Source organism: Arthrobacter sp. UNCCL28, from assembly GCF_900102805.1.
GTDB lineage: Bacteria > Actinomycetota > Actinomycetes > Actinomycetales > Micrococcaceae > Arthrobacter > Arthrobacter nicotinovorans_A.
Window position 1 is genome coordinate 34,493 of the sequence record NZ_FMWE01000002.1, and the last position, 22,992, is coordinate 57,484.

Genomic DNA, 22,992 nt, shown 5'->3' on the forward strand with positions numbered 1-22,992 from the left:
GGTGGATATGGCGCCGTCAGCGGTGGAGGGGCGGCTGGTCTTGGTGGTCACAGAGCCTTTGGTGTTCACAGTGCCGTTCCTTCCAGTGGTTCCAAGCCTTCTCCGGCCTGCCGGGTCAATCCCGCGGCCAGGACGGATCGGTACGCTTTCTCGGTATCCGCTGCAATCCGTTCCCAGGAGTAGCGCGAGCGTGCCCGGCGTGCCCCGGCGCGGCCCATGTCCGCACGCAGATCCGGATCCCCCAGCAGCTTTCCGAGCGCTTCGGCCAGCGCTTCAGGATCACGCGGAGGGACGTGCAACCCGGTTTTCTGGTCCACCACGGTTTCCCGCAGGCCGCCCACGGCCGCTGCCACCACCGGAACCCCGCACGCCATGGCTTCAAGGGGCACAATGCCGAACGGCTCGTACCAGGGTGTGCAGACCACGGCGTCGGCACTGCGGAAGATGGCCGGCATGGCATCCCGGGGAACTTGCCCGCGCATGGTCACCTTGTCCTCCACTCCAAGTTCCTTTGTCATGGCCCGCAGGCGCTGCGCTTCAGGATCTTCCTCGAGGTTCAGGGCATCGCCGGAACCTCCGACGATGAGGAGCTCGACGTCGTTGAAGCCCGCCTCTGCCAGGAGCGGCAGGGCCTGGATGATGAGGTCCACGCCTTTGCGTTGCACGAGGCGTCCCACGCTCAGGATGCGGTGCGTGCGGGACTTGGGTTCGGCGTCGGACGTTCCGGGGAACAGCGTAAGGTCCACGCCGCAGGGGGCAATGGAGATTTTGGACCTGCTGATGCCCAGGGCCTTGAGTTCGAAGACCTCGTCCGGGCAGGTGGCAATGACCCAGTCGGCGGTGCGTCCTACCCAGGGTTCCAGCCACTCCCTGGCCGGCGGGCTGGTATCGGCAGCGCCTTGGTGCCGGCGTTTTACCGAGCCCAGGGCGTGGAACGTCTGCACTACGGGAACGGGATCGGCGGCCCCTGTGCGACGCGATGCCTGGATGGCGGCGAGGCCGGACATCCAGAAGTGCGCGTGGAGCACGTCCGGCAGGTCACCGGCCCAGTCGGCACAGATCCCGTCGGCCAGCTCTCCCATGTAGGGCAGCAGTTCGTCCTTGGGGATGCGGCGCGCGGGACCGGCATCCACGTGGACAACTGTGAGGCCCGGCCCCACCTCCACCCGCTCTGGTAGCTCGGGGTCATCACGCCGTGTGTACACAGTGACTTGATGGCCGCGATCTGCCAAGGCGGATGAAAGCGCTGCCACATGGACGTTCTGCCCTCCGGCATCAACGCCTCCCAAGGCAGCCAGCGGACTGGCGTGTTCGGAGACCATGGAGATTCTCATGGGTGCGTCCTCTCTGTGTCATGGGTGGCGTTGGAGTCATCGCGGGCGTTGGCGTGATTGCCGGTGTTGGCCTCATGACCGGCGAAAGCTGTTCCGGATTGCGGACGGCTTCCCCGGCGCGTGCCCTTGGGGAGTTCGGCCAGGAGTTCGTCCCAGGCCCGAAGGAATTTGTTCAGCCCATAGCGCTGCAGCGCTGCCTCACGGGCGATCATGCCCATGGCATAGGCGTCGTCCGGATCGTCCAGCAGCCGCCGGGCGAACTTTTGGAGATCGTCGACGTCGTTGGAGACCAGGCCTGCACCGTGCGGGACGGCGCGGCCCGCCTCGGTGGTGGCCAGGGCCAGGACCGGCATGCCAAGGTGCATGGCTTCCAGCAGGGCCAGGCCCAGCGAAGTCCAGCGGAGCGGGTGGAGGTATAGGCGGCAGCGGGCCAGTTCCTGGTGCAGTTTGGGCGCCTGCACGTCACCGGCAATATGCAGCCTCTCCTCACTGAGTCCGTAGCCCTTCAGGTTCAGCGCCGCAGGCAAGGCTTCGGTGCCCATGCCGAACACCCGCAGCGGCCCAACCCCGGCGAATCCGGGCAGGAGGTCGGTTCCGGTGACCCGGCCGCGGCGGACGGGTTCATTCACAACCACTCCCATTTCTTCCTGTTCACCGGTGTACAGGTGCCCGGGATCGGGGACGCCGTGCTCGATCACCGTGGAGGTTGCAGTGCCGGTGTCCCAGAAGAGCTGGTTGAAGTGGGTTACGTGGACAACGGGGATGGTGCCCTGGTCCGCCAGGGGGTGCAAGGTAAAGGGGACGTCACCCTTGGGAGTGTTGTGTTCCAGGTACACGGCGGGGAGGTCAACGCCCGGCCGGCGGCCCAGCGACCGGGCTACCGCGGCGATTTCTTCAGGGCGCTGAAGCACAACAGCGTCAACGCTCGCAGGGTCCAACGTTTCCAGGTTTACTTCGCGGGCGGCGGCAGGCCAGTCCCGGCCACCGCGCCCCAAACCCCAAGCGCCGCCGTCGGACGATGCCGGCAGCAGGTATTCGTGCCGGCCACGGACGAACGCTTCCATCCATCCGCCGTGGACGTGCCACACCAGGATCCTCATGGTTTCCAAACCTTTCGTCGGGTGGACAGGGAGGACACGCCTCCCAGGAGCCTTTCAACAGCTTCGACAACCTGCTCGGGGGTTACCGAGCTCAGGCACGGATGCCCGGGAACCGGGCAAACACGGGCCCGGGAGTTCTTGCAGGCGGCTTCCTGGTCTCCCAGCAGTTCCAGCGGAACGCCGTAGGGCGCCCATCGGATAGCCGGAACAACCGGGGAGAACAGGCACACCACGGGTGTTCCGACTGCTGCGGCCAGGTGGGCGGGTCCGGTGTTGCCGGTGACCACGACGGCGGCTCCGGCCAGTACCGCTGCGAGCGTCCGCAGGTTGGTTCCGCCGCCGAGGTTCCTGGCGGAGGGGCCGGCCACTGTCGCCGTGAGTGAGGTTTCGCCCGGTCCGCCCGTGACCACTACCCGGTGTCCGTACGCTTCAAGGAGTTCCACGGTTGCTGCATGGTGAAGTGCCGGCCAGGCCCTGGCGGGAGCGGCGGATCCGGGGTGGACCACTATGTACGGTCCTTCATCAGCCAGTTCCCCGGCCACCCCTTCAGGGTCCGGGCCGGAGGTGATCCGCAGCTTTCCGTCGTCGCCATTGGGAAGCACATAGCCGCCGGCCTCAGCAATGGTGAGTGCACGGACTGCTTCGGGCTGGTCCTCGGGAAAGTCCTCCCCGGGCTTCAGCCGGACGTCCAGGAGCGAGCCGGCATAGTCCGTTGACGCACCCGTGATCTTCTTGACGCCCGCCAACCGCAACAACATGGCCAACGGAAGGGGCGACTGATGGAAGGACGTCAGGATGACTGCTTCCTGTATCCGGGAGCTGCGGACAAAATCGATCAGGCCACGGGTCATCTCTTCCGTGACAGGTGGTGCCGGGTTCCCAATCCATGGGCAGGCCCACGTATGGACTTGGGTCACTCCGGGGAGCATTTCCGCCGCGCTGGATCCTTCCGGACCGCAGAGCAGGACCACGTCGTTGGGCCTGCTGCCATCGGGGCGGCTTCCGTTGGCCACGGCGCGAAGGGCCGGTCCCGAGAGGAGGACATCGCCCATGCTGTCCAGGCGGGCTACCAGGACGCGGCTCATACAGGGGCTCCCTGTTCTTTCAGGACCCCGGAGAGCAGGAGCTCAACGGCCTGGCCCAGGTCCTCGGCAACAATGGCGGCGGCCTCTACCTCCTCCTGCCGGGTCACTGCGGTGGGCACCAGCACAGAACGTGCTCCTGCCGCAGCGGCCGCTTCCATGTCGGCCCCGATGTCACCCACAACGGCAACCTCGTGCGGCATGAACCCCAAAGTGCTGCACGCTCCCAGGATCATTCCGGGCGCAGGCTTACGGCAGTTGCAGCCGTCCCGGGGTCCGTGCGGGCATACTTCCCACACGTCGAACGGACCCAGCAGCTCGTCCACACGCTGGTTGACGGAGTGCATCTGCTCCAACGTCAACAGCCCACGCGCCACGCCCGACTGGTTGGTCACCACTCCTGTGGCCAGCCCTGCCCGGCGGACTTTCTGCAATGCTTCGAGAGCCCCGTCCATGGGCCGCACCAGCTGCGGATCACCGTTATAGGGCACGTCAACAACCAGTGTTCCATCGCGGTCAAACAGGACCGCCTTCAACGTTACGGTTCCTCCCATACCCGCAACGTTCCCCAGTTCTCCGGACGCTAAACAGCGCGGCGGTGAGAAGTTTCCTCCCGCTAGACTCCTAGCGGGAGGCCACTATGACCACAGCTTTGGACAATCTCGAGAACAACGATCAGCCCCTGCTGCTTGCCCTGCGCGCGCTCAAGCTTGGCGACCTCCTGGTCGCAGTTCCGGCGCTCCGTGGCTTGCGCCGGGCCTTTCCTGAACACAGGATCGTGTATGCGGCGCCGGCCTGGATCGGCGAGGCTTTGGAGCTGGTGGGGGGTATCGGCCACCTGCCGACCCCCGGGCTTGATGACCCGTTGACAGTCCCACGGGGTGCTGTGGACATCGCGGTCAATCTTCATGGAAACGGTGCCGAGAGCCGGCTCCGGATCGAGGAATTGCAGGCCAACAGGGTGGTGGCGCATGCCTCCGCCGACACCGACGGCCCTGAATGGATCACCGGCATCCCTGAACGCGAGCGCTGGACGCGGCTGCTGAACTGGCACGGCATCGACGCCGATCCGCTGGACTACCGGCTGAACCGCCCGGCCGTTCCGTCACCGCGCCCCGGCGCCACGGTGATCCATGTTGGCGCCGCCTACGGCAGCCGTTTGTGGCCGGTGGAACGGTTCGCGGACGTGGCAGTGGAGCTGACTGCGGCCGGGCACGAGGTAGTTCTCACCGGCGGCAACTCCGAGCGTGCCCGGGCAGAGGAGACTGCTGCTTTGGCGAAACTCAAAGGAGCAAACCTCGACGGCGGCCTGCTGGCGGGGCGGCAAGGCCTCGCCGAATTCGCGGCGACCATTGCCGAAGCCCGGTTGGTGGTCTCGGCCGACACCGGCGCAGCGCACTTGGCATCCGCCTATGAGCGGCCCTCGGTGGTGCTGTTCGGTCCCGCCCCGGCCGAAGAGTGGGGACCGCCGCCCGGACCGCACGTGGTGCTGACCGCCGTCGAACTCCGACGCGGCGATGTGTTCTCCGCCGATCCTGATCCGGCGCTGCTGGCAGTGGGTGTGGGCGACGTGTTGGAGGCAGTGGAGCGGCTCGGGTGCTAGCCGGCTCTTTGCTGCTGCCTCCTCAGCGGGCCGTGGCGTCCTTCAGGTTGGCCTCTTCGTCCAGCAACTGGGTCTGGAGTGAGACCAGGATCTTGGACAACTTCCGCGATACCTGCATCTGCGACATCCCCAGGGCCTCTGCGATGGTGGACTGGGTTTCCTCGCGGTAGTAGCGCCTGTACAGCAGGTGCCGGTCCTCCGGGCTCAGGTCCCGGATGGCGTTGCGGAGGGCCAGCACGTCCTCGAGCCGCTCAGTGGGGCAGCCGAAAGCCGAGAGGGTGCCCGGCAGTCCGTCCCGGCCATCGGATGCCGGGGCGTCCAGGGAATCGGGTCGTTTGCTGGTACCGGCCACCAAGGCTTCACGCACTTGGCAGGGCTCCAGGTGGAGGTCTTCGGCCACTTCCTCGGGGGACGGCGTCCGTTGCAGGGATTGGGTCAGTTCCTCTGTCCGTGCCAGGACTTGGCGCCGGACGTCCTGGATGGTCCGGGGCGGGCGGACAACCCAGCAGTGGTCCCGGAGATAGCGTTTGACCTCGCCGGCGATGGTAGGTGCGGCGTAGGCCGGGAAACTGACGCCCTTGGATTCGTCATAGCCCCGCGATGCCTTGATGAGGCCCATGTACGCAACCTGCCTGACGTCGTCGAGGTCGTGCGTGTGGGCTGAGTATCTGGCGGCGATGGACTTGGCCAGATTGAGGTGGTCCAGGACCAGGCTGTCCTGAAAGCTCTGGCGAATGCTGCCTTCAGGTTTAGCTGCGGACGTCCTCTTGCGGAGGTCAAGTTGTTGGGTCTGTCCCATGGGGCTTCAATCCTCTGACCGGCTGAAAGTGAGCCCACGGCAAGACTCCTTAAAAAGAGAAGCACACTTACTATTAGCTTTCAACGGGTTCCCGGGGTTAGTCTCGAAAGGTAGCCGGAATCAGGGATCGGAGTTCCTCATGGAAGACCCCCAGCTTGCAGAGCCTTCTACGGTCGTGGCCGATATCCAGGACCTGCTGCTCGACACGCCTGATGTGGAAGCGTTCCTGGAGGAACTGGCAAGGCACTCAGCGGCCTTGTTCAGCTCCCCTGGCAACGAGGTTTACTGCGGCATCACCTTGATGCGGCATCGCTCCGCAGGCACCGTGGCCAGCAGCGGCGAGCGCGCCCGAATGCTCGATGAATTGCAGTACAACTTCAACGACGGGCCCTGCCTGCGCGCCTGCCGTGAAATTACCCAGGTCCACATCCCTGACTTCGACAAGGACAACACCTGGCCGGAGTACAACAAGCTGGTCACCGAAAACGGCATCCGGTCCGTGCTGGCCGTACCGTTCCCCCTCAGCGACGAGGCCGCCAGGGCTGGACTCAACCTCTATTCCGAGCACCCCAACGCCTTTGACCAGGCCGCCGTGCAACGCGCCAACGACTACGTGGAACAGGCATCCAAGGGCATGCGCCTGGCGGTCCTGATCGCACAGCACAGCCAAACTGCCGCCAACCTGCGGGCGGCCATGGAATCGCGGACCGTGATCGACATTGCCACCGGCATCATCATCGCCCAAAACCGCTGCACCCAGGAGGAGGCAATCGAACTCATCAAAAAAGCCTCAAGCAACCGGAACGTCAAGCTGCGGGTGGTTGCCCAGGCCATTGTTGAGTCGGCCGGCGGAGGGCAAATCCAGACCGTGTTTAAGTAGGAGCTGGGTTCAAATAGGCGCTGGGTTCAAACAGGCGCTGGCCAGTCCCACCCCGACGGTGGGCCGGGGCGGGACGAGTGGCTGTTACAGCAGGCTGCGCAAAACCTGCGCCGCGCCGTCGTCGAGCACTGACGCGGTGACCTCGTCCGCAACGGCGATGACCTCATCGGGAGCCTGGCCCATGGCGACGCCGCGACCGGCCCACGTGAGCATCTCGATGTCGTTGCGGCCATCGCCCACGGCAACCGTGTTGGCTTGGTCCGTGCCGAGCTTCCCACGCAACGCCTCAAGGGCACTGGCCTTGGTGACACCCTCGGCGGCAATGTCCAGCCAAGCCGTCCAGCCTACGGAGTACGTCACGCCTGACAGCCCGATGTGCTTGATGGCCTCGTTGAATTCATCAGAGGTGTTCTCGCTGCTGAAGACCACCACGCGGACCGCGGTGGCATCCAACATGGTCTGGAAATCCACGCCGATGGATTCAACGCCAAAGCTGGCATCCTGGAAACGCTCCGTGGAGAGGAAGTTTCCGTCCTCGTCTTCCAGCGCGTACTTGGCATTGGGAAGCCGTTCGCGCAGCGCCTTCAGGGCCGGAGCGGGATCGAAGGTTGCTTTGTGGATGATCTCGTAACCCTTGTCCAAAGAAGGATCCAGGTGAAGGGTCACGCCGCCGTTGCAGCACACCGCGTAGCCCCGCTCGAGGCCGATCTGCTGGATGATGGGCAGGGTTGCATTGAGTGAGCGGCCCGTGGCAATCATGACGTCGTGCCCGGCGGCAACCACTGCCTGCGCAGCGGAGCGGACAGCCGGGGACATGTGGCCGTCGTGGTCCACCAGGGTGCCGTCAACGTCCAAGGCGATCATGAGGTTGTTGTTGTTATTTGGCTGGTCATCGATGCCAGCAACTGGAGTATCAGTCAAAATAGTCATACTTACAGTAGAGCAGACACCTCCGACACTGAACTAGGACCGGCGCCACAGCGGTGGATTAACGCACCGTGAACAGTCGGGTCAGTCTCTCTGTTCCTGGCCGCTCCGAAGGATCACGAGTTGCCGGGTGGCCCGGGTCATGGCGACGTAGCGGTCCACGGCGCCTTCGACGCCGCCGGTTCCTGAGGTGGCAGCGGTTCCTGCACCGGTTCCTGCACCGGCACCGGTTCCTGCACCGGCACCGAAATCCTCCGGATCAATGAGGACCACGAGGTCGAATTCCAGGCCCTTGGACAACTCAGGGCTGAGCCAACTGACGCGCTCCCGTTCGCCCGCGGCCATGACTCCCGGCCGGCTGATAACGCAAGCGATGCCTTCGGGGTTTTGGCCGAGCCAGTCATCCAGGATGGTGCTGAGCGCTCCGGTTCCTGCATGGAGCACGGGAATGCCGGTACTGCGGACCGACCTTGGCACGTTGGCGTCCGGGAGGGCGGCCCTGATAACCGGTTCAGCTTCAGCCATGACTTCCTGGGGAGTGCGGTAGTTGATGCTGAGGCCGGCCACCGTCACCGCGCCCAGGCCCACCCGCTCCAGCCGTTGCTCCCAGGTTTCCGTGAACCCGTGCCTGGCCTGGGCGCGGTCGCCCACCACCGTGAAACTCCGTGACGGGCAGCGAAGCAGGAGCATCTGCCACTCAGCGTCCGTCAACTCCTGTGCCTCGTCCACCACGATGTGCGCAAACGGCCCGGCCAGGACGTCCGGATCGACGGACTCCAAGGCGTCCAGGTCCACCAACTTTTCGCGCATGTCATCGCCGCGCAGCATGTACATCTCAAGGTTCTCGGAATCATCAGCAGCGATGAGGTCATCCACCACCCGATCCATCAGCTCCTTTTCAGAGGCGAGAGCTGCTGCCTGCTGCCGCTTTCGCCGTGAAGCTTCAGGGTCGCCGAGGCGTTGGCGGGCTGCGTCCAAAAGCGGCAGATCCGCCGTCGTCCATTCTTCCGCGCCGTGACGCTTCAGCGCTGCCCTTTCAGCGGGTTGCAGCCAGGGTGCACACAACGCCAGGTAAGCCGGTACCCGCCACAGGTCCGCCACCAACGCCGGGTAGTCAAGGAGTGGCCAGGCCTTGGCGAATGCTGTTCGCAGTTCCCCGTTGCCGGTCAGCGCGCGGCGAAGAATGCTGTCCGGAACGTCATACTCCGCCAGCTTGTCCACGAGGATCGCGAGCAGTGCATCCCACACGTCCTCGCGGGCTTCGTTGTGCGGGGTGCCGGCTTCTGCGGCGTCGAAGGCCTCTGCCCAGTCCTCGCTGCTGAGCCAAACGTCGGCATAGGGCGTCTCCACTTCCATGCCCTCGGCCGGCGGCTCCTCATAAAACGCCGCCGCACGCTCAATGGCTTTCACCATCCCGGCGGACGACTTCAGCCGCACCACCTCAGGATCGCTTTCGACGACGGCCGTGGCACCTTCCGGAACCAGGTCCCGCAGCGTGCACGTCTGCACTCCTTCTTCGCCCAGGCTCGGAAGGACGTCGGCCACGTAGGCCAAATATTGCTGATGCGGGCCGACGAACAGGACATCACTCCTGCGGTGGTTGCCGCGGTGACTCAACCGGGGATCCGAATAGAGGAGGTATGCCGTCCTGTGCAGCGCCACCACCGTCTTTCCGGTACCGGGACCGCCGTCCACCACCAAGGCGCCACGCGAGCCGGCACGGATGATCCGGTCCTGGTCCGCCTGGATGGTCCCCAGCACGTCCCGCATCCGCGGCGAGCGGCTGCTGCCCAAGCTGGCGATAAAGGCAGACTGGTCATCAAGGGCCGCGTTGTTTTCCAAGTCCTCGGCAGTAAACACCTCGTCCCAATAGTCGCTGATCCTGCCGCGCGTCCAGCGGTACCTGCGGCGGTTGGCCAAGCCCATGGGATTCGCGTGGGTCGCTCCGAAGAAGGGTTCGGCTGCCGGTGAGCGCCAGTCGATCAGGAGCCGGCGGCCGTCCTTGTCAGTCAGGCCAAGCCTGCCGACATAGACCGCCTCTGAACTGTCCGCGCCCACCATCCTGCCCAGGCAAAGGTCCAGGCCGAACCGCCTTAGGGCCCGCAGCCGCGCGGTGATCCGATGGATCTCCTGGTCCCGGTCCAAAGCCGCCTGCCCACGGCCGCCAGGCTGCTTTCGCGCGGCATCGAGGCGGGCGGACAACTCCATGATTTGTTCCGCCAGGCTGGCCCTGATGGCTTCGAACTGCTGCTCGTCATCGCCGATCAACGTCGGATCGGCCTTGCGTGCCAGATGCTGGGGCAAGGCGAAGGCACTGGTTTTCAATGGGCTGGTTTCGGGCATCACACGACTCCCTTTTCCTTTGGTGATGGGGTTCGTGGATCAATTGTTCGGCACGCAGGGGGCCTTGCCGCAAGCCCCCCTGTGGGTTATAAATTGAATATGGAAGGGATGATTTCCCTTCCTTTTTTGTGCCCGTTTTTTGTGCCCGGTACCGAATGAACGCAGCTTGGCTCGCGCGGGGCTTAGGGTAGGCGGATGTTCCCACGAATGACCGGTGCCCAGCTGTCAGCCCTCTACGACGCCAACAATGAGTGGGCCGGGGACGATGACTTCTTCCTTGCCTTCGTGAATGAGCGGCCAAGCAGCCGGGTGCTGGACCTGGGCTGCGGCACCGGGCGGATGACCCTGGCGGTTGCAGCCGCCGGTCATCGCGTTGTTGGCATCGACCCGAACCCTGGCTCCCTGGCAGCTGCCCGCATGAAACCGGGGGCTGGACAGGTGACGTGGATAGATGGCACATCGGCGGCGATCCCCGGCGGCGCCACGTTTGACGTGGCCATCATGACCGCGCACGTGGCCCAGGCGATTAACGACGACGGCGACTGGTCCCGCACGCTTGCCGACGTCCACCGTTCGCTCGTACCCGGGGGCCGGTTGGTGTTCGATTCCCGCGACCCTGCGGCGCGGGCATGGGAGCACTGGACTCCGGCCAGGACGCGACGCGTACACACACTTCCCGACTCATCCGTAGTGGAAGCGTGGGCCCAAAGCACTCCGGAATTGGAAGGACGCGTTACCCTCACCGAGTACCGGGCCGTCAACGGGAGCATCCCTGAAACGGAGACCTCGGTCCTCGCATTCCGCACCGAAGCCCAGCTGCGGCAGGATCTGGAAACGGCCGGTTTCACAGTTGAGCGTGTCTACGGCGGATGGGCCGGCGAAGACGTGGGCTCCGGGCAGGGCGAACTGATCGTGGTTGCGCACAAAGCCGGCTAGGCGTTAACGCGGATTCCCGCCCCGGTAACGAAAATCCCGCCCCTGTCCGTCACGCGGGCCATACAACGGCGGGCGCAACGAACGGGGACGGGATCCGCCAAAAACTAGAGAACCGGCAAAACCTCAAGCCCGCCAAGGTACTTCTGCAGAGCCTTGGGAACGTTGACGGAGCCGTCCGGGTTCTGGTGGTGCTCAAGGATGGCAACGATCCAGCGCGTGGTGGCCAGGGTGCCGTTCAGCGTGGCCACCGCACGGGTTCCCTTGGCAACACCTTCGTCGTTGACCACGCGTTCGCGGATGTTGAGCCGGCGCGCCTGGAACGTGGTGCAGTTGGAGGTCGAGGTGAGCTCGCGGTAGGCATTTTGCGTGGGTACCCAGGCTTCACAATCGAACTTGCGCGCTGCGGACATGCCGAGGTCACCAGCGGCGGTGTCGATCACGCGGTAGGGAAGCTCGCACTTGGCCAGCATTTCCTCTTCCCACGCCAGCAGGCGCTCGTGCTCAGCTGCCGCTTCTTCAACCGTGGTGTAGATGAACATCTCCACCTTGTTGAACTGGTGCACACGGATGATGCCGCGGGTGTCCTTGCCATGCGAACCGGCCTCACGGCGGTAGCAGGAGCTCTGGCCCGCGTAGCGGATGGGACCGGCAGAGAGGTCCAGGATCTCGTCCGCGTGGTAACCGGCGAGGGCCACCTCCGAGGTTCCCACAAGGTAAAGGTCGTCTTCAGCGAGACGGTAGATCTCGGCGTCGTGCTTGACATCAAAACCGGTGCCCTGCATGGTCTCGGGGCGCACCAGAGTGGGGGTGATCATGGGGACGAAGCCGGCGTCGATGGCCTGCTCCATGGCCATCTGCAGGAGCGCCATTTCCAGGCGGGCACCCACGCCGCGGAGGAAGTAGAAGCGTGAGCCCGAAACCTTGGCACCGCGTTCCATGTCGATCGCGCCGATCAGCTCACCGATTTCCAGGTGGTCCTTGGGCTCGAAGTCCGTGAATTCGCGGGGAGTACCAACGGTTTTGACCACCACGTAATCGTCCTCGCCGCCCTCGGGGACACCGTCCACTACGAGGTTGGGGATGACCCGGAGCAGCTCTTCCTGCTTGGCTTGCGCAGCGGATGCTTCAGCGGCAGCGGCTTTGACCGAGTTGGCCAGTTCCTTGACCTCGGCCAGCAAGGCCTGCTTTTCCTCGCCCTTGGCCTGCGCCACCTTCTTGCCGAACGCGTTCTGCTCGGCACGGAGCGTCTCGTGGCGGATCAGCGCAGCGCGGCGATCGGAGTCAGCGGAGATGATCGCGTCCACAACGGACTCGTCGGCGCCACGGGCGCGCTGGCTGGCACGGAACTTGTCCGGATTTTCGCTGAGGTCTTTTACGTCGATCACCAGACAAGAGTATCGAATCCGCCGCGGATTTCCGGTCCGCAGCGGGCAAAGGCCGCCGGTCCAGGACGCGCGGCAGGGATGGACCCGCCCAGGAGGATAGTGTTGGAGCACCATGAGCGACTGGATCCTGTACGTGATTCTCGCTGGGGGCGTGGCTTTTGCCGTCTCCAGTTGGTGGGGTGTGCGCCGATTGAAAGCCCGGCACATCAGGAGCGCGGTCCGGGAGGATGCCCACAAGCCAGGCGCCGGCGACCAACGCGTGGCCGTCATCCTCAACCCGGTGAAAAACAACGCCGAAGCCGCCCGCCAGGCCATCATCGACGCCTGCGATCTCGCCGGATGGGATGCGCCCAAATTCTTTGAAACCACGGTGGAAGATCCCGGCTACGGCCAGTCGCGCCAAGCGCTGGCTTACGGGGCCGACGTCGTACTGGCGTGCGGCGGTGACGGTACCGTGCGCGTTGTGGCGGAGTCGCTGGCACACAAGAACGTAGCCATGGGCCTCATCCCGCTGGGGACCGGAAACCTGCTGGCGCGCAACGTGGATCTGGACGTCACAGACCTTGCCGATTGCATCCAGGTGGCACTGTTCGGCCACCAGCGCTACATCGACACCGCCACCATGGGCGTGGACAACGACATCACCGGTGAATCCGCGGAACATACATTCCTGGTCATCGCCGGGATGGGCCTGGATGCCGAGGTTGTTGGCGACACCAAGGACAATCTCAAGAAGAGCGTCGGATGGCTGGCCTACACCGAAGCCGGCGTCCGCCACCTGCCTGGCCGGCGTAAACGCGTCACCATCACCATGGATGACCAGCCCGAGCAATCACGGAAAATCCGCAGCGTGCTGTTCGCCAATTGCGGCTTGATTCCCGGCGGCATCGACTTCATTCCGCAGGCCATGATCGATGACGGAATGCTGGACATCGTGGTGATGAGCCCACGCAGCGCTTTCGGCTGGCTGGCCATGTACACCAAGGTCCTTTTCAAGCACAACGCAAACCTGCCGATGATGAGCTTCTACCGGTCCGGCAAGGTCATCATCCGCAGCCAGGAACCCATGGCAACACAGCTCGACGGCGACCCCTCAGGCGAGGCGACAACCGTCACCGTGCAAGTGGAGCCGTCGTCCCTGCTGGTACGCGTGCCGAAAGCCCGGACTGCCTAGCCTGACCTGGACCGCCTAAAGTGTGCCGGACTGCCTAGAGTGTGCCGACGTCCGGCTGGGCGGCGTTCCTTTCGGCTTCCTCGGTAGCTGCCTTGGCTGCAGCGCGGGCCTCAGCCTGCTCCTTGATCATGGCTTGTTCTTCTTCAAACCGGAGCCGGTCTGCACGATCGGCTTCATCGCCATTCCAGTCGTCCTGGTTTTCGCCTTTGGGCTTCGGATTGACGATCATGCCCTGGCCATCTTTGTCATCCCGGTGGACGGACATGACCGCTCCTTTCACTTGGCATTCATCCATCGTTTATGGATCAGGCAAGCATACGCACAGAAGCATCCTTGCGAAAGGGCAGACGCTCCGCTTGTGGACAGGTAGCTAGGAACCCTTCAGGATCGACTCAACCCACGCGTGTGCGGAGGCGAAAGCGGCGTCGGAAGTGTGCGGAGCCACCACTGCCGGCTGTTTGTCGGCCCGGGCGTAGGACCCCAGGAACCGCGTGGCCGGGCTGATGCGGTGGAGGCCCGCGAGTGCGTCCGCCACGCGTGAATCCGTGGCATGGCCATCGGCGTCGATGCTGAAGAAATAGTGGCCCAGGTACTGCCCTGTGGGCCTTGATTCGATGCGGCTGAGGTTTACGCCGCGGGAGGCGAACTGGTCCAGGATTTCCATGAGGGCGCCGGGGTGGTCCTCCGGTAGCGGGACCACAACCGTGGTTTTGTCCGCGCCGGTCCGGTCCGGGAGTAGGCCGGGCTTGCTCACCAGGATGAACCGCGTGACGGCTTCGGGATTGTCGCCAATATCCTCAGCCAGGACGTTCAGACCGGGTTGTCCTGCAGCAACCAACGGACCACATATGGCGGCGTCATACGCAGCGTCGTCCTCCAGCAGGCCCATGGCGGATGCCGCCGTCGACGATCCCGGAACGTAATCGGCGTCCGGAAGGTGCTCATCCACCCAGAGGCGGCACTGCGCCCACGCGTGGCCATGGGTGGAGATCCGTTTGATGTCGGAAAGTCCGACGCCGGGCCTCGCCACGAGCACGAAGGTGATGGGAACCAGGGCCTCGCGGATGATCCGCAGCTCCTGGCCTGTGGCGATCGCGTCCAAGGTGGCGGTGACCCCGCCCTCCACCGAGTTCTCGATGGGCACCATGGCCGCATCAGCTTCACCGGCGCGGACCCGTTCCAGTGCTGTGTTGACGTTGGTGCAAGGAATTCGATGAGCGTCGGCAGCCCCGGGAACCTGCAGGAGGGCCGCTTCGGTGAAGGTGCCCTCCGGGCCAAGGAAGGTATAGGTAACTGCGGTCATCTGTAAATATTCCTTGCTGGTTATATACGAGGGCTAGAGGACAACCGGCTTCAACCCGTTGTCCGAAACCATTGGCTTTCCGGCCTCGAACCACATATCCATGCCTCCAGCCACGTTCACTGCCGAGTAGCCCTGGCCCACCAGCCACTGGACCGCGCGGAAGGAGCGGCCACCGGTCCGGCAGATGACAAAGAGGTCGTCGTCAGGATCGAGCTCGTCCAAGCGGGCAGGCAACTGGTCCAAGGGAATGTGGCGGGCGCCCTCCGCATGGCCGGCCACCCACTCGTAGTCTTCGCGGACGTCCAGAATGCTGGCGTCGGCCGGAATGTCGCCCACAGGCACGGTATCGAAGTCGCTCATGGCGGTCCTTTCCCATCGATTAAGTCCAGGATCCAGCCTAGTCCCCGGCACACGGCACCGTAACTTCACCAGTGGACCGAGCTTGCTTCCCGACGCGCTGAAGCTAAGACTGGGAGCCAAGCACTCCCCCACCACTGGCGCGTTAGGAGTACCCCATGGCTGCTGGGCTCCCCACCATTCTGGCGACATCCGGCGGCTACAAGCCGGGAGGCCGCACCAGGATCGAGTTCAACCACTTGATGCACTATGCGGTGGAGTTGTCCGGTGTCACGGGCCGGGCGCCCCGCGTCACACATCTCGGCACGGCGTCCGGTGACCAACGTTGGTGGGCCGCCGAAATGGACCAGGCTGCGCGCATAGCCGGCTTCGATTTCAGCCATCTCAACCTTTTCACCATGCCCAATATTGAGGATCCTGAAGCCCATCTGCTGGAGCAGGACGTGGTGTGGGTCCATGGCGGTTCAGTGGTGAACCTGCTGGCGGTCTGGCGCGCCCACGGACTGGATGAAATCCTGCGAAAGGCCTGGGAAAGCGGCGTGGTGCTGGCCGGGGTCTCCGCCGGCTCCATCTGTTGGTACCAGGGTGGTGTTACCGACTCTTTTGGCCCTGAACTTCAGCCGGTCACCAACGCACTCGGCTTCCTCCCCTACGGCAACGGAGTCCACTATGACTCCGAACTGCGGCGCGCACCGGCCATCCACCGGCTCGTGGCCAACGGCACGTTGGGCGAGACGCACTGCACGGACGACGGCGTAGGGCTGGTTTACCGTGGCACCGAACTTGTGGAGGTGGTGTCCGAAGTGAAAAACAAAGCCGCCTTCCGGGTGACGGCAGGGGCCGGCGAGAGCGTGGATGCTGTTGCTGTGGAGGAACGGTTGGAGTCGCGTTTCCTTGGCTGATCCTTACGGGCATGGGCTCACGCGGATGTCTGCCGTTGAGCTCCGTGATGCCCTGGCTTCGGGCGAAGTCTCCGCCAGCGAGGCCGCCACCCATTTCCTTGAGATCATCGAGTCCCGGAACAAGCAACTGGGCTCTTTTCTCACGGTCACAGCTGACCAGGCCTTGGCTGACGCCGCAGCAGCAGACCACCTGCACGCCGGGCTGGTGAAGAAAGGGCGCCGGGAAGACCTCCCCCTACTCCACGGCATGCCGATCGCGTTCAAGGACCTCACCGACGTTGCGGGTGTTCCCACCACCCATGGGAGCGCCGCGTTGGAGCACAAACCGGCGCCCGAAGACGGTGCCCTTGCGGCAGGCCTGAAGGCCCAAGGTGTCATCTCCCTGGGCAAGACCCAGGTCCCGGAATTCGGGCTGACCGCCTACAGCGAAAACCGCGTGGCACCGCCGTCGCGCAATCCACACGCCTTGGGCCGCAGTTCCGGCGGGTCCTCCGGCGGCAGCGCTGCCGCGGTTGCTGCGGGACTCATTCCGTTCGCGCCGGGGACCGACGGCGGTGGATCCATCCGTATTCCGGCTGGCGCCTGCGGGCTGGTCGGCCTGAAACCCGGAAGGGGCTTGGTGCCGTCCGGTGCGGGCGCGGGCGATGCTGCCAAGCTCGTTGTCGCCGGCCCCCTCGCGAGGACCGCTGCGGATGCGGCGCTGCTGATGGACGCGCTGGTCCCACGGCATGAAGCGCCCGACGGCGGATACCTCGCCAATGTTGGGCGGGCGCCCGAAGCCCTGAGAATCGGCGTGACCCTGGATAGCCCGTGGGCCGGCATCTACCCATTCCAGGTCGAACAGGAAGCCATGGACGCCCTGGCTTTGGGGATCAAACTGCTGGAAAAGGCAGGCCACAGCGTTGGTGAAGCCGAAATCCGCTATGACAACCGCTATCCCGAAGCGTTTACGGCCGCCTGGACCGCCGGCGTCGGAAGCGCCCGGATAGCACCCCAACGTGAGGCGTTGCTGACCCCGCTGACCCGGACTTTCCGGCGTCGTGCGCAGCAGCGGAGCGCATTGAAGGTTAACGAGGCCCTGCAGTTCCTGCGGCAGTTCGAGCACGACACCGTCGCGCAGTACTCGGACTGGGACCTCATGCTCATGCCCACCTTGGCGCAAACACCACGCCCGATCGGGTGGTTCACCGGTGGCGGCCACAGTGGTGAGCCTTGGCCGAGCGAGTGGGCCGGGGACGCTGATGAGGACTACAAACGGCAGTGCCAATATGCACCCTGGTCCTCCATGGTGAACGTGTGCGGACTCCCGGCCATCAGCATCCCGGTGCACACCACCCATGGCGGCCTGCCCATGGGGATCCAGCTCATTGGCATGCCGGGATCTGAGCTGCTGCTCCTTCAGCTCGCGGCGGTCCTGGAGAACCGCTGAACCTGCTGTCTAACATATGGAAACTGGTTGCCTCGGGCATATATCGATGTGACAATGCCCGCAGTCAGTGCCAGCATTGAGAAAATGAGCACACCTCAAACCACGGCTGAGTCCGCAAAGCCAGCGGGCGATACGTCATTCTTCGGCCACCCAAAGATGTTGGCCAGCCTCTTCTCCGTGGAAATGTGGGAGCGATTCTCCTTCTACGGCATGCAGGGAATCCTGCTCTACTACATGTACTTCACCGCCGAGCAGGGCGGCCTTTCCATCGACCAGGGCCTCGCCGCTGGTTTGGTGGGTGCGTACGGTGGTGGCGTTTACCTGTCGACGATCCTCGGTGCATGGCTCGCCGACCGTCTCTTCGGCTCCGAAAAGGTCCTGTTCGGCTCGGCCATCATGATCATGGCCGGCCACATTGCGCTGGCACTCCTGCCGGGCATTCCGGGCTTGATCGCGGGCTTGGTGCTGGTGGGCATCGGCTCCGGCGGCCTGAAGGCCAACGCCACAGCCCTTGTTGGAAGCCTGTATGGCGAGAAGGACGAGCGTCGCGACGCCGGCTTCTCCATCTTCTACATGGGCATCAACATCGGTGGGCTCATCGGCCCGCTGGTGACAGGCTGGCTGCAGACGAGCTACGGCTTCCACGTCGGGTTCGGCGCCGCGGCCGTGGGCATGGCGATCGGCCTGGTCATCTACTCGCTGGGCCGCAAGCGCCTTCCCGAGGAAGCCCACCGCGTTCCCAACCCGCTCCCGTCAAAGGACCGCACCAAGTACGGCCTGATTTTCCTGGGCATCCTGGTCATCATCGGCGTCCTGCTCGGCACGGGACTCGTCAACGCCAACAATCTGGCCAGCAGCATGGCCTACGCCGCAATCGGCGCCGCGGTGGTCTACTTGTTCCTGATCTTCCGCAGCCCGCTGGTCACCGGCGTGGAGCGCAAGCGCGTGATCGCGTTCATCCCCTTGTTCATCGCATCGGCCGGGTTCTGGGCACTGTTCCAGCAGCAGTTCACCTTCATCGCTGTGTACTCCCAGGAGAAGCTGGACCGCAACCTTTTCGGCTGGGAAATGCCGGCCGCCTGGGTCCAGTCCATCAACCCGGTGTTCATCATCATCTTCGCCGGCGTCATGGCTGCCCTCTGGACCAAGCTGGGTTCCAAGCAGCCGAGCTCCCCGCTGAAGTTCGCCGCGGGCCTGTTGATCATGGGCCTGGCATTCCTGGCGTTCATCCCGCTGGCCGGCGAAGGCAAGACGCCCCTGCTTGCGCTGGTGGGCATCCTGTTCATGTTCACCTTGGCGGAGCTTTTCCTCTCCCCCATCGGACTGTCCGTGAGCACCAAGCTCGCCCCGCAGGCGTTCCACACGCAGATGGTGGCGCTGTTCTTCCTGTCCGTGTCGCTCGGCACCACCCTGGCCGGCATCCTCGCAGGCCTGTACAACCCCAAGGACGAGCTCCCGTACTTCCTGGGCATTGGAGGCGTGGCATTGGTCCTGGCCGTTGGCATGGCTGCGGCATCGCCGGCCATCAAGAAGCTGATGGGCGGCGTCCGGTAACCGCCGCCCTCGCCTGACGTTAACCAACGACGGCGACCCTCGCCTCCGGTGGGATTCCCACCAGAGGCAAGGGTCGCCGTCGTACGTTTTTGCTTAGTAGTTGTACCTGCTGGTTGAGGCTCCGATCGCGGCGAAGAAGATGATGCCGAAGATCACCGTCAAAGCAATGCCGATGTACCCCATGACCAGGCCGGCGATCGCCATCCCCTTGCCTGCGGGCTCGCGCTTGAGGCCGAGGTGACCCAGGATCACTGCGGCGATCTGCGGAAGGATGAAGAATCCGAAGCCCACAAAAATGGCAATTCCACAGCACATGCTGGCAATGCTCAGGCCCTTGGGCTCGGCCTGCATGGCGTAGTACGCGGGCTGGCCGTAGGGTGACTGCGGCTGACCGTAGGGCTGCTGGCCGTAGGGCTGCTGGTTGAATGCCTGCTGCTGGTACGGGCTGGGCGGCTGGCCGTACGGGGAAGCGGGCTGCTGGCTGTAGTCGCCGGGCGTGTAAGTGCTGGCGGGCGGCTGCGGCTGCGAGTAGAAGTCGTTCTGGCCCTGGGCGTTCTGCGTGTACGGGTCTTGACCGTGCGCGCTCTGCTCGTACGGCGGGAGGGGCTGCGTGGCGTTGGCGCCCTGATCTGCCTCGGCTTGGCCCGCGCTGTGGTCCGGCGCGCTGTGGTCCGGCGTTGTGTCGCCCGGCGTGCTGTGGCCCGGCGCGCTGTGGTCCGGCGTGCTCGATTCGGGGGCGCTGAACTGTGCGGGCGGGACGTACTGGGGCGGTTCGTAGCCCGCCGGCTTGTCTTCGTTGCCCTTGGATGGCTGATCTGACATAGGAATCCCCCTGAAAGTGGTCTTTGCTCCCCACACTACCGCCGTCCGGGGCGCCACATAAGGCAACGCGCACCAAAGCCATGGGTACAACACCCCATCCACAAAGATTCATGCAAAAGCATGGAATTTTTTCGAGTCCGACTCGGTTTATGAAAGTAGCGACTTAAGCAGCGCTCACCAAAGAAATCGGCGGGATCCGTCCCGCGAAGGAGGAATCATGGGTAACTTCGAAGGCAAGACCGCGCTCGTCACCGGCGGCGGCTCAGGACTTGGGGAAGCGATCAGCAAGGACCTCGCAAAGAACGGCGTCAACGTGGTGGTTGCGGATGTGAACCTCGACGCCGCCACCCGGGTGGCCAACGAGATTACGGCCGACGGCGGCACTGCAGTTCCGTTCCAGGGCAACACTGCGGTGGCTGAGGACAGCAAAAAGGCGGTCGACTTCGCCGTGGAAACCTACGGGGCCCTCAACTACGCCGTGAACAACGCCGGGATCGGCGGTGCCAGTGCCCCTGTAGGCGACGTCGACATCGAAGACTGGGACCGGGTCATTGCCATCAACTTGAGCGGCGTCCTGTACGGCATGCGCTACCAGATCCCCGCCATCCTTGCCGCCGGCGCCTCTGAAGGTGCCATTGTGAACATGGCCTCCATTCATGGCGCGGTCGCTGCTCCGGGCAACGCCGCCTACACCGCCGCCAAGCACGCCGTAGTTGGCCTGACCAAGAACGCCGCAGCTGAATACGGCGCGCAGGGTCTCCGCGTCAACGCCATCGGCCCCGGCTACATCGACACCCCGTTGCTGGCCGCCGCTCCGAAGGAAGTTGTGAGCGGACTTGAAGCGAAGCACCCGCTTGGCCGCTTGGGCACAGCAGAGGAAGTCGCGAACGTCACCACGTTCCTGCTCTCGGACAAGGCCAGTTTCATGACCGGCTCCTACGTGCTGGTCGACGGCGGGTACACCGCCGTCTAGCACCGCTATTGAAGTGCTCCGGCCGGGGGTAAGGGTGGATTTTTCGCCACCGTTACCCCCGATCGCGCCCGCAACCTCTGGAGCGAATCGCGCGAAAGGGTGCGTCCCGGGCCTACGAGCGGCGGGCCAAGCGGGAACAGCTGCACCACGGGGGGTCTGAACGGGGAATGAATCTTTGCAGGCTTCGCGGTTTTTAGTCCTGCCGTAACACCGCCTTTCGGCGTCACAGGGGCCGGATCCCGGACATGTCGTGTCAGCTGACGCCAAGGTCTGGCATGCTGGACCCCATGGCTAGCCGAGCGGGCACAGTTGCCCTTCCCCAGGACCTTGTTGACATCACAGCCCTGCTGGACGCGTATTTCGACGTAACTCCGGACTTGGGCGATCCCGCGCAACGCGTGGCATTTGGAACGTCGGGACACCGCGGATCCAGTTTGAAGGCGTCGTTCAACGAGCCGCACATCCTTGCGATCACCCAGGCAATCGTTGAATACCGCGGCCGCCAGGGCATCACCGGTCCACTCTTCATCGGCCGGGACACCCATGCGCTGAGCGAGCCGGCACAGAACTCCGCCTTGGAGGTGTTGGCCGCCAACGGTGTGACCGTCCTGGTGGACGCCCGCCACGGATACACCCCGACGCCGGCATTGAGCCACGCAATCCTCAAATACAACCGCGAAGCCGCGCCGGGCACCCCCCAGGCCGACGGCATCGTGGTCACCCCCAGCCACAACCCGCCAGGCGACGGTGGCTTCAAGTACAACCCTCCCCACGGCGGCCCGGCGGACACGGATGCCACAGGATGGATTGCCGACCGCGCCAACCAGCTCCTTGAGAACGGCCTTCGCGGCGTCAAGCGCATCCCCTTGAACGATGCCCTTGCTGCCGACACCACCGGCAAGTTCGATTTCCTCAGCAGCTACGTGGACGACCTCCCGTCCGTGCTCAACCTTGACGCCATCCGCAACGCCGGCGTCCGCATCGGAGCCGACCCCATGGGCGGCGCCTCCGTTGACTACTGGGGTGAGATCGGCGAGCGCCACCAGCTCAACCTCACGGTCGTGAACCCCACCGTCGACCCGCAGTGGGCTTTCATGACCCTCGACTGGGACGAGAAGATCCGCATGGACTGCTCGTCGCCGTCGGCCATGGCATCCCTTATTCAGCGCATGGCCCCTGGTGCCAACGGCACCGCCGCGTACGACATCGCTACCGGTAACGACGCCGACGCCGATCGCCACGGCATCGTCACGCCTCTTGTTGATGGGGTGGGTGGGCTGATGAACCCGAACCACTACCTCGCCGTCGCCATTGATTACCTGTACCGGAACCGCAGCGGCTGGAACCCGGAGTCCGTGGTGGGCAAGACCCTCGTGTCATCCTCGATCATCGACCGCGTTGCCGGCGGTTTGGGCCGCAAGCTGGTTGAGGTCCCCGTGGGCTTCAAATGGTTCGTGCCTGGCCTCCTCTCCGGCGAAGGGGCTTTCGGTGGCGAAGAATCCGCCGGCGCTTCCTTCAACAAGCTCGACGGCAGCGTGTGGACCACGGACAAGGACGGCATCCTGCTGGCCCTGCTGGCGTCCGAGATCACGGCCGTCACGGGGTCCTCACCGTCACAGCTTTACAAGGGCCTCACCGATCAGTTCGGCGCACCCGTTTACGCCCGGATTGACGCCGCAGCAACCCGGGAACAGAAGTCCAAGCTGGGCAAGCTCTCCGCTGCTGACGTCACCGCCACGTCCCTTGCGGGCGAGGAGATCACGGCCAAGCTCACCGAGGCCCCCGGCAACGGCGCCTCGATCGGCGGCCTGAAAGTGGTCACCGAGAACGCCTGGTTCGCGGCCCGCCCCTCCGGCACCGAGGACGTCTATAAGATCTACGCCGAGTCCTTCAAGGGCGCCGACCACTTGAAGCAGGTGCAGGAAGAGGCCAAGGCGCTGGTCGACGGGGTCATCGCCTAGCCGCTCGCTCCCTCACGTCCCCGGGGGTTCCAGCCCCACGCTCTCTCACATCCCCGGGGTCTGCGGCGAGCCCTCTCTCACAACCCCCGGGGTCTGCGTCGAGCCCTCTCTCACCTGCCGCTGGAGTC

General features: G+C 64.6%; 21 protein-coding genes. 9 read left to right on the forward strand and 12 right to left on the reverse strand.

Translation table 11 applies throughout. The features are described from left to right. Window positions 1–65 precede the first annotated feature (65 nt). The 4 genes from BLQ01_RS04795 to BLQ01_RS04810 are packed head-to-tail and all read right to left on the reverse strand — an operon-like array spanning window position 66 to window position 4,070. Window positions 66–1,334, reverse strand: coding sequence for a glycosyltransferase (locus BLQ01_RS04795; protein WP_026540892.1), 1,269 nt, complete (start codon window positions 1,332–1,334; stop codon window positions 66–68). Next, the gene (locus tag BLQ01_RS04800; RefSeq protein ID WP_091550410.1) at window positions 1,331–2,434 is read right to left on the reverse strand and encodes a glycosyltransferase; all 1,104 of its coding nucleotides are present in this window, start codon (window positions 2,432–2,434) and stop codon (window positions 1,331–1,333) included. Before BLQ01_RS04800 ends, BLQ01_RS04795 begins: the two co-directional genes overlap by 4 nt. Further along, a complete protein-coding gene (locus BLQ01_RS04805) occupies window positions 2,431–3,519 on the reverse strand; it encodes a glycosyltransferase family 9 protein (protein WP_091550411.1) in 1,089 nt (362 codons plus the stop codon). The genes BLQ01_RS04800 and BLQ01_RS04805 overlap by 4 nt, the downstream gene beginning before the upstream one ends. After that, window positions 3,516–4,070 (reverse strand): D-glycero-alpha-D-manno-heptose-1,7-bisphosphate 7-phosphatase, encoded by a 555-nt coding sequence (locus BLQ01_RS04810; protein WP_091550413.1) that lies wholly within the window; start codon window positions 4,068–4,070, stop codon window positions 3,516–3,518. The genes BLQ01_RS04805 and BLQ01_RS04810 overlap by 4 nt, the downstream gene beginning before the upstream one ends. A gap of 86 nt (window positions 4,071–4,156) precedes the next feature. Here BLQ01_RS04810 and BLQ01_RS04815 point away from each other — a divergent pair, with 86 nt between their 5' ends. Beyond that, entirely contained in the window at window positions 4,157–5,119 is a 963-nt protein-coding gene (locus BLQ01_RS04815; protein WP_091550415.1) for a glycosyltransferase family 9 protein, read from the forward strand. A 22-nt stretch (window positions 5,120–5,141) separates the two neighbouring features. Here BLQ01_RS04815 and BLQ01_RS04820 read toward each other — a convergent pair whose 3' ends face one another. Continuing rightward, window positions 5,142–5,918, reverse strand: coding sequence for a sigma-70 family RNA polymerase sigma factor (locus BLQ01_RS04820; RefSeq protein ID WP_091550416.1), 777 nt, complete (start codon window positions 5,916–5,918; stop codon window positions 5,142–5,144). A 139-nt stretch (window positions 5,919–6,057) separates the two neighbouring features. Between BLQ01_RS04820 and BLQ01_RS04825 the strand changes: the two genes are divergently transcribed. Further along, window positions 6,058–6,798 (forward strand): GAF and ANTAR domain-containing protein, encoded by a 741-nt coding sequence (locus BLQ01_RS04825; RefSeq protein ID WP_026540898.1) that lies wholly within the window; start codon window positions 6,058–6,060, stop codon window positions 6,796–6,798. An 84-nt stretch (window positions 6,799–6,882) separates the two neighbouring features. Here the strand turns inward: BLQ01_RS04825 and BLQ01_RS04830 are convergent, their stop codons facing one another. Beyond that, window positions 6,883–7,728 carry a Cof-type HAD-IIB family hydrolase gene (locus tag BLQ01_RS04830; protein ID WP_026540899.1) on the reverse strand — a complete coding sequence of 282 codons (846 nt, stop codon included), beginning with the start codon at window positions 7,726–7,728 and terminating at the stop codon, window positions 6,883–6,885. 81 nt (window positions 7,729–7,809) lie between these two features. Continuing rightward, window positions 7,810–10,068, reverse strand: a complete 2,259-nt coding sequence (helR, locus tag BLQ01_RS04835; protein WP_091550418.1) for an RNA polymerase recycling motor ATPase HelR — start codon at window positions 10,066–10,068, stop codon at window positions 7,810–7,812. Between the two features lie 195 nt (window positions 10,069–10,263). Here helR and BLQ01_RS04840 point away from each other — a divergent pair, with 195 nt between their 5' ends. Beyond that, window positions 10,264–11,004, forward strand: coding sequence for a class I SAM-dependent methyltransferase (locus tag BLQ01_RS04840; protein WP_091550420.1), 741 nt, complete (start codon window positions 10,264–10,266; stop codon window positions 11,002–11,004). A gap of 104 nt (window positions 11,005–11,108) precedes the next feature. Here BLQ01_RS04840 and serS read toward each other — a convergent pair whose 3' ends face one another. Continuing rightward, window positions 11,109–12,389 carry a serine--tRNA ligase gene (serS, locus tag BLQ01_RS04845; RefSeq protein WP_026540902.1) on the reverse strand — a complete coding sequence of 427 codons (1,281 nt, stop codon included), beginning with the start codon at window positions 12,387–12,389 and terminating at the stop codon, window positions 11,109–11,111. A gap of 112 nt (window positions 12,390–12,501) precedes the next feature. Between serS and BLQ01_RS04850 the strand changes: the two genes are divergently transcribed. Then, complete coding sequence (locus BLQ01_RS04850) at window positions 12,502–13,563, forward strand: diacylglycerol/lipid kinase family protein (RefSeq protein WP_026540903.1); 1,062 nt, start codon at window positions 12,502–12,504, stop codon at window positions 13,561–13,563. Between the two features lie 34 nt (window positions 13,564–13,597). Here the strand turns inward: BLQ01_RS04850 and BLQ01_RS04855 are convergent, their stop codons facing one another. From BLQ01_RS04855 to BLQ01_RS04865, 3 genes are all read right to left on the reverse strand, one after another. Next, the gene (locus tag BLQ01_RS04855) at window positions 13,598–13,828 is read right to left on the reverse strand and encodes a hypothetical protein (protein WP_026540904.1); all 231 of its coding nucleotides are present in this window, start codon (window positions 13,826–13,828) and stop codon (window positions 13,598–13,600) included. A gap of 105 nt (window positions 13,829–13,933) precedes the next feature. Then, entirely contained in the window at window positions 13,934–14,866 is a 933-nt protein-coding gene (gene pheA / locus BLQ01_RS04860) for a prephenate dehydratase (protein WP_091550422.1), read from the reverse strand. A gap of 33 nt (window positions 14,867–14,899) precedes the next feature. Continuing rightward, on the reverse strand, window positions 14,900–15,226 hold the full coding sequence (locus BLQ01_RS04865) for a rhodanese-like domain-containing protein (RefSeq protein WP_026540906.1): 327 nt from the start codon (window positions 15,224–15,226) through the stop codon (window positions 14,900–14,902). 155 nt (window positions 15,227–15,381) lie between these two features. On the opposite strand from BLQ01_RS04865, the gene BLQ01_RS04870 reads away from it, so the two are divergent. From BLQ01_RS04870 to BLQ01_RS04880, 3 genes are read left to right on the forward strand one after another with little or no spacing between them, the layout of a single operon-like run. Continuing rightward, a complete protein-coding gene (locus tag BLQ01_RS04870) occupies window positions 15,382–16,125 on the forward strand; it encodes a Type 1 glutamine amidotransferase-like domain-containing protein (RefSeq protein WP_091550423.1) in 744 nt (247 codons plus the stop codon). A gap of 25 nt (window positions 16,126–16,150) precedes the next feature. Next, window positions 16,151–17,554, forward strand: coding sequence for an amidase (locus tag BLQ01_RS04875; RefSeq protein WP_175493376.1), 1,404 nt, complete (start codon window positions 16,151–16,153; stop codon window positions 17,552–17,554). Window positions 17,555–17,608: 54 nt separating this feature from the next. Continuing rightward, a complete protein-coding gene (locus tag BLQ01_RS04880) occupies window positions 17,609–19,108 on the forward strand; it encodes a peptide MFS transporter (protein WP_091550427.1) in 1,500 nt (499 codons plus the stop codon). 93 nt (window positions 19,109–19,201) lie between these two features. Here the strand turns inward: BLQ01_RS04880 and BLQ01_RS04885 are convergent, their stop codons facing one another. Further along, on the reverse strand, window positions 19,202–19,930 hold the full coding sequence (locus BLQ01_RS04885) for a DUF4190 domain-containing protein (protein WP_091550429.1): 729 nt from the start codon (window positions 19,928–19,930) through the stop codon (window positions 19,202–19,204). 217 nt (window positions 19,931–20,147) lie between these two features. On the opposite strand from BLQ01_RS04885, the gene BLQ01_RS04890 reads away from it, so the two are divergent. Together BLQ01_RS04890 and pgm are read left to right on the forward strand one after the other, a co-directional pair. Further along, window positions 20,148–20,903: an SDR family NAD(P)-dependent oxidoreductase gene (locus BLQ01_RS04890; protein WP_026547188.1), complete on the forward strand. Its 756-nt coding sequence runs from the start codon at window positions 20,148–20,150 to the stop codon at window positions 20,901–20,903. A 287-nt stretch (window positions 20,904–21,190) separates the two neighbouring features. Further along, complete coding sequence (gene pgm / locus BLQ01_RS04895; protein WP_254779229.1) at window positions 21,191–22,864, forward strand: phosphoglucomutase (alpha-D-glucose-1,6-bisphosphate-dependent); 1,674 nt, start codon at window positions 21,191–21,193, stop codon at window positions 22,862–22,864. The last annotated feature ends 128 nt before the right edge of the window (window positions 22,865–22,992 follow it).

Excerpts from the sequence above, each read along its gene's own strand:
- BLQ01_RS04795 (WP_026540892.1), bottom strand. The coding sequence starts at position 1,334 with ATGAGAATCTCCATGGTCTCCGAACACGCCAGTCCGCTGGCTGCCTTG.
- BLQ01_RS04800 (WP_091550410.1), bottom strand. The coding sequence starts at position 2,434 with ATGAGGATCCTGGTGTGGCACGTCCACGGCGGATGGATGGAAGCGTTC.
- BLQ01_RS04805 (WP_091550411.1), bottom strand. The coding sequence starts at position 3,519 with ATGAGCCGCGTCCTGGTAGCCCGCCTGGACAGCATGGGCGATGTCCTC.
- BLQ01_RS04810 (WP_091550413.1), bottom strand. The coding sequence starts at position 4,070 with ATGGGAGGAACCGTAACGTTGAAGGCGGTCCTGTTTGACCGCGATGGA.
- BLQ01_RS04815 (WP_091550415.1), top strand. The coding sequence starts at position 4,157 with ATGACCACAGCTTTGGACAATCTCGAGAACAACGATCAGCCCCTGCTG.
- BLQ01_RS04820 (WP_091550416.1), bottom strand. The coding sequence starts at position 5,918 with ATGGGACAGACCCAACAACTTGACCTCCGCAAGAGGACGTCCGCAGCT.
- BLQ01_RS04825 (WP_026540898.1), top strand. The coding sequence starts at position 6,058 with ATGGAAGACCCCCAGCTTGCAGAGCCTTCTACGGTCGTGGCCGATATC.
- BLQ01_RS04830 (WP_026540899.1), bottom strand. The coding sequence starts at position 7,728 with ATGACTATTTTGACTGATACTCCAGTTGCTGGCATCGATGACCAGCCA.
- helR (WP_091550418.1), bottom strand. The coding sequence starts at position 10,068 with ATGCCCGAAACCAGCCCATTGAAAACCAGTGCCTTCGCCTTGCCCCAG.
- BLQ01_RS04840 (WP_091550420.1), top strand. The coding sequence starts at position 10,264 with ATGTTCCCACGAATGACCGGTGCCCAGCTGTCAGCCCTCTACGACGCC.
- BLQ01_RS04850 (WP_026540903.1), top strand. The coding sequence starts at position 12,502 with ATGAGCGACTGGATCCTGTACGTGATTCTCGCTGGGGGCGTGGCTTTT.
- BLQ01_RS04855 (WP_026540904.1), bottom strand. The coding sequence starts at position 13,828 with ATGTCCGTCCACCGGGATGACAAAGATGGCCAGGGCATGATCGTCAAT.
- pheA (WP_091550422.1), bottom strand. The coding sequence starts at position 14,866 with ATGACCGCAGTTACCTATACCTTCCTTGGCCCGGAGGGCACCTTCACC.
- BLQ01_RS04865 (WP_026540906.1), bottom strand. The coding sequence starts at position 15,226 with ATGAGCGACTTCGATACCGTGCCTGTGGGCGACATTCCGGCCGACGCC.
- BLQ01_RS04870 (WP_091550423.1), top strand. The coding sequence starts at position 15,382 with ATGGCTGCTGGGCTCCCCACCATTCTGGCGACATCCGGCGGCTACAAG.
- BLQ01_RS04875 (WP_175493376.1), top strand. The coding sequence starts at position 16,151 with ATGTCTGCCGTTGAGCTCCGTGATGCCCTGGCTTCGGGCGAAGTCTCC.
- BLQ01_RS04880 (WP_091550427.1), top strand. The coding sequence starts at position 17,609 with ATGCCCGCAGTCAGTGCCAGCATTGAGAAAATGAGCACACCTCAAACC.
- BLQ01_RS04885 (WP_091550429.1), bottom strand. The coding sequence starts at position 19,930 with ATGTCAGATCAGCCATCCAAGGGCAACGAAGACAAGCCGGCGGGCTAC.
- BLQ01_RS04890 (WP_026547188.1), top strand. The coding sequence starts at position 20,148 with ATGGGTAACTTCGAAGGCAAGACCGCGCTCGTCACCGGCGGCGGCTCA.
- pgm (WP_254779229.1), top strand. The coding sequence starts at position 21,191 with ATGGCTAGCCGAGCGGGCACAGTTGCCCTTCCCCAGGACCTTGTTGAC.